The 10,331-nt window shown below is 73.4% G+C and carries 8 protein-coding genes; 3 read left to right on the top strand and 5 right to left on the bottom strand.

All coding sequences use genetic code 11. The features are described 5' to 3' along the window. Window positions 1-268: 268 nt before the first annotated feature. Complete coding sequence (locus ACIQMJ_RS27290) at window positions 269-664, bottom strand: hypothetical protein (RefSeq protein WP_499763839.1); 396 nt, start codon at window positions 662-664, stop codon at window positions 269-271. A 138-nt stretch (window positions 665-802) separates the two neighbouring features. Between ACIQMJ_RS27290 and ACIQMJ_RS27285 the strand changes: the two genes are divergently transcribed. Beyond that, the gene (locus ACIQMJ_RS27285) at window positions 803-1,846 is read left to right on the top strand and encodes a DUF2330 domain-containing protein (RefSeq protein WP_499763838.1); all 1,044 of its coding nucleotides are present in this window, start codon (window positions 803-805) and stop codon (window positions 1,844-1,846) included. 111 nt (window positions 1,847-1,957) lie between these two features. Here ACIQMJ_RS27285 and ACIQMJ_RS27280 read toward each other — a convergent pair whose 3' ends face one another. From ACIQMJ_RS27280 to ACIQMJ_RS27270, 3 genes are all read right to left on the bottom strand, one after another. Then, window positions 1,958-2,725, bottom strand: a complete 768-nt coding sequence (locus tag ACIQMJ_RS27280) for a class I SAM-dependent methyltransferase (protein ID WP_499763923.1) — start codon at window positions 2,723-2,725, stop codon at window positions 1,958-1,960. A 2-nt stretch (window positions 2,726-2,727) separates the two neighbouring features. Next, on the bottom strand, window positions 2,728-3,948 hold the full coding sequence (locus ACIQMJ_RS27275) for a riboflavin synthase (RefSeq protein ID WP_499763837.1): 1,221 nt from the start codon (window positions 3,946-3,948) through the stop codon (window positions 2,728-2,730). Window positions 3,949-4,187: 239 nt separating this feature from the next. Beyond that, complete coding sequence (locus ACIQMJ_RS27270) at window positions 4,188-6,260, bottom strand: sigma-70 family RNA polymerase sigma factor (RefSeq protein ID WP_499763836.1); 2,073 nt, start codon at window positions 6,258-6,260, stop codon at window positions 4,188-4,190. Window positions 6,261-6,488: 228 nt separating this feature from the next. Here ACIQMJ_RS27270 and ACIQMJ_RS27265 point away from each other — a divergent pair, with 228 nt between their 5' ends. Together ACIQMJ_RS27265 and ACIQMJ_RS27260 are read left to right on the top strand one after the other, a co-directional pair. Beyond that, window positions 6,489-7,865 (top strand): pectinesterase family protein, encoded by a 1,377-nt coding sequence (locus ACIQMJ_RS27265; protein WP_499763835.1) that lies wholly within the window; start codon window positions 6,489-6,491, stop codon window positions 7,863-7,865. 37 nt (window positions 7,866-7,902) lie between these two features. After that, window positions 7,903-8,721 (top strand): rhamnogalacturonan acetylesterase, encoded by an 819-nt coding sequence (locus ACIQMJ_RS27260; protein ID WP_499763834.1) that lies wholly within the window; start codon window positions 7,903-7,905, stop codon window positions 8,719-8,721. Between the two features lie 100 nt (window positions 8,722-8,821). Here ACIQMJ_RS27260 and ACIQMJ_RS27255 read toward each other — a convergent pair whose 3' ends face one another. Then, window positions 8,822-10,060 (bottom strand): poly(ethylene terephthalate) hydrolase family protein, encoded by a 1,239-nt coding sequence (locus ACIQMJ_RS27255; RefSeq protein ID WP_499763833.1) that lies wholly within the window; start codon window positions 10,058-10,060, stop codon window positions 8,822-8,824. Window positions 10,061-10,331 lie beyond the last annotated feature (271 nt).

The raw sequence follows: 10,331 nt of genomic DNA, 5'->3' as shown, positions 1-10,331 counted from the left end.
GCCGGGTCACCATAGGGGGCCGGGGCGGCGCCCACCAAGAAGGGATTTCGGTCCGCACGCTTTCCGCGCGGGGACGGTGAGCCGGACGTAACGTCGTGTTCACGGACCTTCCTTCGGTCATCCCGGAACCTGTTCGGTGAATCCTGCTCTGAGCTGCTGGAATTGTGGTTGGCGCAGTCGGATGGCAGGGTGTGCGGCACGCGGTGCCGCGCGGGCGACACGTATCTTTAACACCCGGGTCACACCATCCGGGATGGTCGGTAGCGCACTACCGGCGCGTAGGGATAGGAATCGGGTATTCCGGACGGGTGAATTCCTCGGCGGCGGGCGACCGGTCGTAATCCCGGGACGAGGTAGACCGCGCGGGAGTGCCGAAGGTGTCGTCGCGATTGATCCGGACCACCTGTGTCGAATGGGGGCCGGCGAGGGGCAACGGGGCCCGGCCCGGCGCGCCGCCGCCGGGCAGCGGGGTGTCGCGGTGGATCACGTCCGACGCCGCTTCGGGCGGAGCCTTCGGGGCCACGTCGATCCGCGAGCCCGGCGAGGGGTGGGAGTGCGTGGCGCACCGGTCCCGCCGGAACGCGTGCGCGGCGGTGGCGGTGCGGATCGCGCCCTGTTCGCGCAACGTCGACGTGCAGGCCGCCAAGCGGTCCGCCATGCCCATCGGGAGCCCCTCCTTCGACTTCCCGGCACCGTAGCGCGACGTGGGCACCCGGTCACGCGCCGCGACGGGGCCCCGCACCCGCCGCCGACGGTCGTGCCGGGCCGGAACCCGAGGGCCGCCGACCGCGTCGGACGGGCCATGGCAACCAGCCGGATGGCGACCCGGATCGCCGTGGTGCTCGCGCTCGCCCTCACCGCCGTGGCGCTCGACCCCGCGACGTCCGGGGCGTGCGCGTGCGGCGCGTTCGTGGCGAACGACCGGTTGCGCGCGCAGGACGAGACCGCGTTGGTCGAGCTGACCGGCCGCACCGAGTCGATCACCCTCTCGGTGCAGGCCCGGTCGGAGGCGACCCAGGCGGCGTTCCTGATGCCGGTGCCGGGCCGGGCCCGGTTCGAGGTGGCCGACGGCGGGCTGTTCGGCGAGCTCGACCGGATCACCCGCCCGGCCGTCGAGGTGCGCCGGGTGGTGGTGGACGGCGACGGGGCCGGCAGCGCGCCGGGGTCCGAGCGCGGCGCGACCGTCGTGGACCACGTCGAGGTGGGGCCGTACGAGGTGGCCCAGCTCGCCGGCACCGACGCGACCGCCGTGGCGCAGTGGCTGGACGAGCACGACTTCACCCTGCCCACCGTGCTCGGCGGCGCGCTGGAGCCGTACCTGGCCGAGGGTTGGCTCGTCGTCGCCGTCCGCCTGGCCCCGACGTCGGGCAGCCTCGCCGCCGGCCTGCCGCCGATGCGCCTGGCGTTCGAGACCGACACCCCGGTCTACCCGATGCGGCTGTCCGCCACCGCCGAGTCCGCGCAACCGCTGCGCCTGTACGTGCTGGCCGACCACCGGGTGGACATCACCAACCCCGCGCCGACCGGCAGCCCCGCCGACCTGACGTTCGCGGGCGAGGTGGCCCCGGACCCGGGGTACCCGTCGCTGTCCGCCACCTTGACCGGCCCCCGCTTCCTGACCCGCTACGACGGCCGGTTCCGCCCGGCGCAGATCACCGACGACATCCGCTTCACCCGCTCGGCGACCGACGACCCGTACCGGGCCACCGTGACCGTGACCGAGTACGTCCGCTCCTCCTGGCCGCTGCCGGGCGTCCCCCTGCTGCTCGGGGGACTGGCCCTGCTCGTCGGTGCCGGCTTCGCCGTGCGGCGCTTCACCACCCGCCGGCGGTCGACGGCCACGTGACTCGCCCCCGCCGTCCACGACGCGCTTGCCGACACCGGCCGAGAACACCCCTCCGGTTCCGGTGAGCGCCAACGCCGGGACGTCCGCGCGGTCGTTCGGTTCGCGCATCGATCACCGCGTTCCCCTTTCCCGTGCGGTCGGTTTCGTCCCGTCGTCGCCGCAGCGGGCGGCCAGCACGAGCAGGGGCGGACGCCGGAGGTGGTCGGACAGCTCGGGGTGCGCCGCGAGGGCGGCGGGGTCGGGGACGGGCTCGTCGACGTCGGTCAGCTCCAGGCCCGCGGCGAGCAGCGCGCCGATCAGCGTGGCCAACCGCCGGTGGTGCTTCCGCACGCCGTCGATGATCCAGCGCTGGGTCCGGGGACCTTCGGCCGCGTAGTCGTCGACCGGCCACACCGTGCCGCGCTCGGTCCGCACCCACCCGGTCATGGGGTCGGCGGCCGTGCACACGGGGTGCTCGACCGAGAACGCGAACCGGCCGCCGGGTCGCAGCCAGCGGGCGACCCGCCGGACGAGACCGGGGTAGTCGGCGACGTAGTGCAGGGCGAGGCTGCTGACCACCAGGTCGGCCGAACCCGGCGGCAGCGCCAGCTCTTCGAGGTCGGCCCGCAGGTGCCGCACCCGCGGGTGCGGCACGGCCAGTGCCAGCATCCGCCGGGACGAGTCCACCGCCAGGACGTGCGCCGCGCCGGCGTCGGCCAGCCGGCGGGCCAGTTCGCCGGCGCCGCAGCCCAGGTCGACGACCGAGGCTCCGACCACCGGGGGCAGCACGCGTTCCAGAGCGGGGATCTCGACGGCGTCGTTGAGCGCAATGCCCGAGTCCCGCAACGCCCGGTACCCGGCGAAGAACCGGGCGTCGTCGTAGAGGTCGCGCCCCGCCATCGTCACAGGTACTTCCGCAGGTCGTCGACATCCACCATGGGCAAACCCCAGCGCAGCGCGGCGAGCTCCAGGTCGGCGGCCTTCGCCATGGTCCCGTCCGGGTTCATGACCTCGCAGCACACCCCGACCGGCGGCAGCCCGGCCGCGACGCAGAGGGCGACGGTGGCCTCGGTGTGCCCGGCGCGCTCGGCGAGCCCGCCGGGACGGGCGGCCAGCGGGAACACGTGTCCCGGCCGGAGGAAGTCGTCCGGGGTGGCGTGCGGGGCGGCGAGCCGGCGCACGGTCGCCGCGCGTTCGGCCGCGGACACCCCGGTGCCGGTCCCGGCGGCCAGGTCCACCGGGACGTGCGGGAGGGTGCCGTGCCGGTCGCCCGGTCCGGGGATGGGGTCGATCTCCAGCCGTTCCAGGACCTCGGGCGCGCACGGGACGCTCGGGTGGCCGCACACCCGGGTGAGCAGGAACGTGAACGCCTCGGGACGCAGGTGCGCCCCCGCGAACACCACGTCGCCCTCGCCCTCGCGGTCGGGGTCCCACACCACCACCGCCCCACCGGCCGCGACCTGCGCGATCGCCTCCTGCACACCACGCGCGCCCGTGCGGCGGCCCGCCCACGGCAGCGCGGCGACCACCTCGGACACCGCCCGCGCCGGGTCGTCCGGCCAGCGCCGCGCCAAGCGGGTGACCAGGTCGGGTTCGAGGTTCACCCGGTCACCGACCGACAGGGCGGAGAGCGTGGTGTGCCGCAGCGTCACGGGCACCAGCGCCACCGAGAACCGGTCGCGCGCCACCTCGGCGACGGTCAGGCTGACGCCGTCGACGGCGATCTGCCCCTTCGCCACCACCAGGGGCAGGAACCGCTCCGGCGGCTTGATCCACAACCGCCTGGCGGTCGGCTCGTCGTCCACCCGGACGACCTTGCCGACGGCGTCCACGTTGCCCTGCACCAGGTGACCGCCCAACCGGTCGCCCAACGCGGGCGGCGCCTCCACGTTGACCCGCGTGCCGGGCGGCACCCCGTCCAGCGTCGACCGGCGCCGGGTCTCCGGCGACAGCACCGCGGTCAGGACGCCCGCGCCCCGCTCGCCGGGGATCACGGTCAGCCCCACGCCGTTCAGGCAGATCGAGCCCGGTTCGACGGCCGCCGTGCCGGGCGCGCTGACCTCGATGCGGCCCCCGTCGACGGCCACCACCGTGCCGACCTCGTGGATGTGTCCGGTGAACATGCGACTCCACCTCTCGACAGCGGGAGGACGTTCCTCCCGCGGGCAAGGACCAGGGGCCGGAACAGGCCCGAGAGGAGGCGGGGTCTCACCGCGTGGCCCCGGAATCGCACCGGGTCGTCCCGTCACGACGGGACCGGTGGGCTGTCACCACCGCACCTTGGAATCGCACCGATCCCTGTATACCACCACCGGAGGCCGGCGCACGACACCCGCTCGACGGGCCGGCGCGAACCGGCCGGTCAGCGGCCGGCGGTCATCGGGGCTCCCACCGAGGCGTCCTTGGTGTTGGTCAGGAACGCCGTCACGGGCAGCGAGCCGTCCGGCTGCCGCGGTCCCTCGGCGGTGGCGGGGTCGAGCTCCCGCAGCACGTCGGTGCCCCAGCCCGGCAGGTCCCAGGTGTTGCCCTCGTCCGGGTTGCGGCGGGTGGGCACGACCTGCGCCTTGTTGCCGAAGGAGAAGTTGCGGCGGACGACCGAGGAGGTGTCGCCGAGCGCGAAGCCGTCCTCGGCGTTGCGGAACGCGCTGTTGGCGGTGAACTGCTTGCCCGTGACGCCGCCGGTGGTGAAGCCGTGGCCCTTGTTCTTCCAGGCGGCGCTGCGGGTGACCACGTGCGCCCCGACCCGGCCCAGGTCGAAGCCGTGGCCGGAGCCGGTCGGCCGCGACGACGACCACCGGTCGACGCCGTTGCCGTAGGACCACGCCGAGTCGACCGCGACCGGGTCGACGAAGTCCTGCACGACCAGGCCGTCGTCGAGGTTGTGGAAGGTGCGGGTGCCGCGCACGACGTTGCCCGTGCCGTCGCCCGGACCGATCGCCAGCCCGTCGGCCTCGCGCCCGGCGGTGTCGGCGTTGCGGTGGAAGTCGCTGTCGAGGACCTGGTTGTCCGCCGTGCCGGGGCCGGACAGGTGCAGTCCGGTGCCGAGGTTGTCGTGCACCGACAACTGCTGGAACACCGTGCCGCGGCACGACCGGCAGGAGTAGGCCGTGCTCGGCGCACCGGTGATCTCCAGGCCGCGCACGGTCCAGTGGGCCGCGCCGTGCGCGATGAACGGCCGGTCGGCGGGTGCGCCGGCGGCGTCCAGGACGGCGTGCTCGCCGGGGAAGGAGGTGAGCGTGATGCGGCGGTCGGGCGTGCCGCTGGTGGTGATGTCGACGGACGCGGTGGCGCGGTGGGTGCCGCCGCGCAGGTAGATCGTCTGTCCCGGTTGGACGGCCGCCACGGCGCGACCCAGGGTGGCGAACGGCGCTTGTTCGCTGCCCTCGGCCGTGTCGTCGCCGGTCGGCGAGACGTAGTAGGCGCTGGGGATCGCGGGTGCGCTGGAGGCGACGGGGGCCGCGGAGGCGGGAGCGGCCGTGGAGGTGGCCGCCGGGATCGACGGGATCGCGACCGCGGCGGGCGGCTCGTCCGGCGGCGACGTCGTCCACACCGTGACGGCCACCGCCGCGGCCAGCGCCGGAGCGCCCACCGCGGCGGTCTTGACCGACAGGTGCCCGAGCACCCAGTGCGCGAACTCGGTGAAGGACCCCGCGGCCGGCAGCGCCTGCACCGCGGGGGGAGCGGCGAGCACGCCGATCGCCACGGCCAGGTGGTCCGAGGGGACGCGCGGCGCGCCGACCGCGCCGCACACCGGGCAGCCGCGCACGTGCCGGGCCAACCGCTTGAACCACTTGCTCTCCGCCGTTCCCGACCACCCGCGCCCCGCCTCGGTCAGGCCGGGGCAGCGGGGCGCGGCCCGCCACGCGCGCAGGACCGTGCGGGCCAGCAGCAGCCGTTCCCGCATCCGCTGCACCCGCACCGCGGTGTGCTGCGGGCTCAACTCCAGCGCCTGCGCGACCTCGGCCCGGGTCAGCTCGCCGTTGACCTCCTGCCACCACAGGGTCAGGACCCGCTGCTCGTCGGGGGTCAGCCAGCGCGTGGCGGCGAGCAGGTCGCGGCGCTCCCGCTCGAACTCCACCCGGTCGACGGCGTCCTCGGCCGCGGACGGCGTCGGGTCCGCCGCGTCGTCGAGCACGTCCAGCGGCAGCTTGCGCACCGACCACGCCCGCCGTTCCCGCGCGTGGTCGCGGACCTGGCGGATCGCCGTGGTGACGAGCCAGGCGCGGAACCGCTCGGGATCGCGCAGCCCGGGAAGGCCGCGCACGACCCGCAGCATCGTCTCCTGCACCACGTCGTCGGCTTCGGGGTCGTCCGGCAGGGCGCGGCGGACGACGTTGCGGACCAACGGCAGGCACCACGCCACCAGTTCGTCGCGAGCGCGCAGGTCGCCCGTCGCGGCGGCCCGGACCAACGCGGAATCAGCCGTTGTCCTCACGCCGTCGTCCCGCCTCCCGCGCTCGTCCTCCTCCGTGAGGCTTACACCAGCTCATTCCGAAGCGCAAAGCGCGCCTCGAATCCGTTCGACGGACCGTCGAACGAATTCGACACCGCGGTTCTCGTTATCCCCGAGCACGAGCGCGGGTCTGTGTCTGCGGACGCCCGCGCGCGTGGTGGTCGTCCGCACCGCCGCCGACGATGCCGGTAGTTCGAGGAGAGGTCCGACATGCGGAGCAGGACGATCGCGGGCACGACCGCCGTCATGGCCGTCGCCGCGGTGATGGGCGCCGTCGTGGCGTCGGCGCCACCGGCGGCAGCGGCCGTCGGTTGCCGGGTGGACTACCAGGTGAGCAGCCAGTGGTCGGGCGGGTTCACCGCGTCGGTCACCGTGCACAACCTGGGCGACCCGGTCAACGGGTGGAAGCTGGGGTGGACGTTCGCGGCGGGGCAGGGCGTGACCAGCGCGTGGGGGTTCACCGCCGACCCGGCCTCGGGGAACGTGGTGGCCACGAACGTCGAGTACAACGCGCCGATCCCCACCGGCGGCTCGGTCACCGTCGGCTTCAACGGGAGTTGGAACAACAGCGCCAACCCCGCGCCCACGAGCTTCACCCTCAACGGTGTCGCGTGCACCGGCACGACCGCACCCACCACCACGACCGCACCCACCACTACAACCACGACTGTGCCGACGACCACCACGTCACCGTCGACGACCAAGCCCACGGTGGCGGCTGACGGCACCGGCACCTACCGCACCGTGCAGGCCGCGATCGACGCCGCGCCCGCCAACAGCACGACGCGCCGGGTCATCACCATCAAGCCGGGCACCTATCGCGAGGTGGTGCGGGTGCCGTCCACCAAGACCGCCATCACCCTCCAGGGGCTGGGCACGTCGCCGTCGAACGTGGTGATCGTCTACAACAACCACGCCGTCACCAGCGGCACGTTCAACAGTGCCAGCATGTTCGTGGACGGCCGCGACTTCACCGCCACGAACCTGACGATCTCGAACGACTACAACGAGGACTGGAGCGCCGCCGACCAGCAGGCGGTGGCGCTGCACCTCAACGCCGACCGCGCCGTGTTCCGCAACGTCCGCCTGCTCGGCGACCAGGACACCTTCCTCGTCAACAACGACACCCGCGCCTACATGGCCGACTCCTACGTCGAAGGCACCGTCGACTTCATCTTCGGCGGCGGCACCATCGTGTTCGACCGCACCACCGTGCACGAGAAGCGCACCACCGGCGGCCCCATCACCGCCGCCAGCACCCCGGCCGACAAGAAGTACGGCTTCCTGTTCCACCGCTCCACCATCACCGGCACCACGAACAACACCACCCAGCTCGGCCGACCCTGGCGACCCGACGCCCAGGTCCTCTACCGCGAATCCACCCTCAACGCGACCATCAAAACCGCCCAACCCTGGACCGACATGTCCGGCAACTCGTGGAAGAACGCCCGATTCCTCGAATACCGCAACACCGGCACCGGCGCGGGCACCAACACCAACCGGCCACAACTGCCCGACACCCAGGCCGCCGACTACACCCCGCAGAAGTACCTGGCCGGCACCGACGGCTGGAACCCCGTCGGATGAGCCGCCCCGAGCCGGGAACCGGAGAGGAACACCGCGCATGAGCCTGAAACGCCTGACCATCGGCGCCGTGGTGGCCGTGTCGTTCGCCCCCTTGGCCGTCACGGGCACGGCCTCGGCGGCGCCGCCCGTCCACGTCTACATCGCGGGGGACTCCACCGCGTCGACCTACGTGTCCTCGCTGGCTCCCCGGACCGGCTGGGGGCAGGCGCTCCCGGCGTTCCTGACCCCCGGCGCCGTGGCGGTGAACGTGGCCAAGTCCGGGGCCAGTTCGAAGAGCTTCGTCGACCTGGGCCGGCTCGACCACATCCTGGCCCGCATCAAGCCCGGCGACTACCTGCTGATCTCGTTCGGGCACAACGACGAGAAGGTCGAGGACCCGGCCCGCTACACCGAGCCGTCCACGACCTACAAGTCCTACCTGTCGCAGTACGTCGACCGGAGCCGGGCCAAGGGTGCGATCCCGGTCCTGATCACGCCGGTGGAACGGCGTCGCTTCACCGGCGCGGGCGTCGCCGCGCCGTCGCACGGCGCCTACCCGGAGGCCATGCGGGAACTCGCGGCCGCCAAGCGGGTGCCGCTGGTCGACCTGACCGCGTCCAGCACGGCGCTGTGGAACCGCGCGGGCGTGGAGGGGACGAAGGAGCACTTCCTGCACCTGGCGGCCGGGGAATCGGCCAACTACCCCGACGGCGTCCAGGACAACACGCACTTCCGGGCGTTCGGCGCGATCGAGGTCGCCCGACTCGTCGCCACCGGCCTGCGCGACCGCGGAGCCGTCCCGCCCCACCGCTTCCGGAGGCTCACCGCACCCGTCCCGACCAGCTCGATCGTCTGGCCCGACACCCCGCCGTACTGACCGCTGCCGGACGCCTGTTGCCCTGCTGGACTTCCGCGACGGTCCCGGCCGAGGAGGTAAGCGTTCCCCCTCGGCCGGGACCATCGCCGCCGTCAGGCCGTCACGGGCTGGTGCAGGTGAGGGACGTGGGCGGGGAGCCGCCGCCGATGAAGCCGAACGTGGCCGACGCCCCGGCCGGTAGCGTGCCGTTGTACGAGGCGTTGCGCACGGACGCGGTCGACCCGTCGACCGTGAGCGTGCCGTTCCAGACCTGGCTGATGGTCTGGCCGCTGCCCAGCGTCCACCGGGTGGTCCAGCCGTTGACGCCCGAGCCGCCGGCGGTCACGGTCACCTCACCCTGGTAGCCGCCCTCCCACGAGTTGGCGGTCCGGTAGGTGGCGCTGCACGCGCCGACGGGCTGCGTGGTCGTGGTCGTGCTGGTGGTGGTCGACGTCGTCGTGCTGGTGCTGGTGCTGGTTGTGGTGCTGGTTGTGGTGCTGGTCGGCGGCGTCGAGGGCACCAGCGGGCAGGTGCTCTGGTAGGTCCGGATGCCGTTCCAGTTCGCCAGCGGGCACAGGAACTGCGTGTAGCGGGTGTCGCTGTCGACGAAGACCTTGAACCACGGGATGACGTTGCGCATCATCGTGGTGTTGTTCGAGGTCGGGAAGCCGTGGCCCGCGCCGGCGAGTTCCAGGTACGCCTTCTCCACCGACGCCGGGATGCCGTTGTAGAGCGTGAGCACGCTCGCCGGCGTGATCGTGGTGTCGTTCTGCCCGGAGAGCAGCATGGTGGGCACGCGGGTGGTCGTCAGGTTCTGCGAGAAGCTGGCCGGCGCCAGGCCGATCGAAGCCTTCAGCGAGGGCCGCTGCAACGACGCGGCCGCCGCACCGCCGCCGCCCATGGAGTGGCCCATGACCGCGGTCCGCGTGGCGTCCACCCGGTCCCGCACCGAGCTGCGCTGCGTCAGGTAGTCCAACGCGGCCAGCAGCTGGGTGCCCCGCGCGGTGTCCCAGTCGGTGCGGCTGTTGGTGTCGATCCCGATGACCACGAACCCGAACGACGCCAGCCAGTGGCCCATCCAGGCGCCCTCGGCAGCCCAGGTCGCGGTGTAGCCGGGCACGACCGCCACCGCGCCGAACCTGCCTTGGCTGGTGTCGGTGGGGTAGTAGATCACGCCGCCGCCGAAGCCGTTCCCGGCGCCGACGCCGACCTCCGCGGTCGCGAACGTGCCGCGGTTGGCGGAGACGCTGGCCGGGGTCGGGTCCGGTCCGCGCTGGTAGGGGTTGTCCGCCGCGCCCAACGCGGGACGCGTGACGCTCGTGGCGGTCAGCGCTCCGAGCACGGTCACCGCCGCGGCCACGGCGGCGGCGTACCTCCACCACCGTCCCGGGCGGGTGGTGCGGGGCTGCCCGGCTAACGCCCGGGGTGCCCGTTCTGGTTCTGCCACTGGATGTCCCTCCTACCACGTGACGTGGACAGGGTCGGGCGCGACACCGGCTGCCCGGCGTGCGCGGGGGGTGGGTGCGGTGGTGCGATCCGGTCGGTGGCGCCGACCCGTGCCGCGGCTGCGGCCGTCGTGGCGGCGTCCCGGCGAGCCCGAATATGTCAGGTAGTTTGTCTCCGGTCCGCAG

It is taken from the genome of Actinosynnema sp. NPDC091369, assembly GCF_044757065.1.
GTDB lineage: Bacteria > Actinomycetota > Actinomycetes > Mycobacteriales > Pseudonocardiaceae > Actinosynnema.
Note: the sequence above shows the minus strand (reverse complement) of the source record. Positions and strands in the feature narration are given on the sequence as shown.

Coding starts and splice junctions, on each gene's coding strand:
- ACIQMJ_RS27290 (WP_499763839.1), bottom strand. CDS start 664: ATGGGCATGGCGGACCGCTTGGCGGCCTGCACGTCGACGTTGCGCGAA.
- ACIQMJ_RS27285 (WP_499763838.1), top strand. CDS start 803: ATGGCAACCAGCCGGATGGCGACCCGGATCGCCGTGGTGCTCGCGCTC.
- ACIQMJ_RS27280 (WP_499763923.1), bottom strand. CDS start 2,725: ATGGCGGGGCGCGACCTCTACGACGACGCCCGGTTCTTCGCCGGGTAC.
- ACIQMJ_RS27275 (WP_499763837.1), bottom strand. CDS start 3,948: ATGTTCACCGGACACATCCACGAGGTCGGCACGGTGGTGGCCGTCGAC.
- ACIQMJ_RS27265 (WP_499763835.1), top strand. CDS start 6,489: ATGCGGAGCAGGACGATCGCGGGCACGACCGCCGTCATGGCCGTCGCC.
- ACIQMJ_RS27260 (WP_499763834.1), top strand. CDS start 7,903: ATGAGCCTGAAACGCCTGACCATCGGCGCCGTGGTGGCCGTGTCGTTC.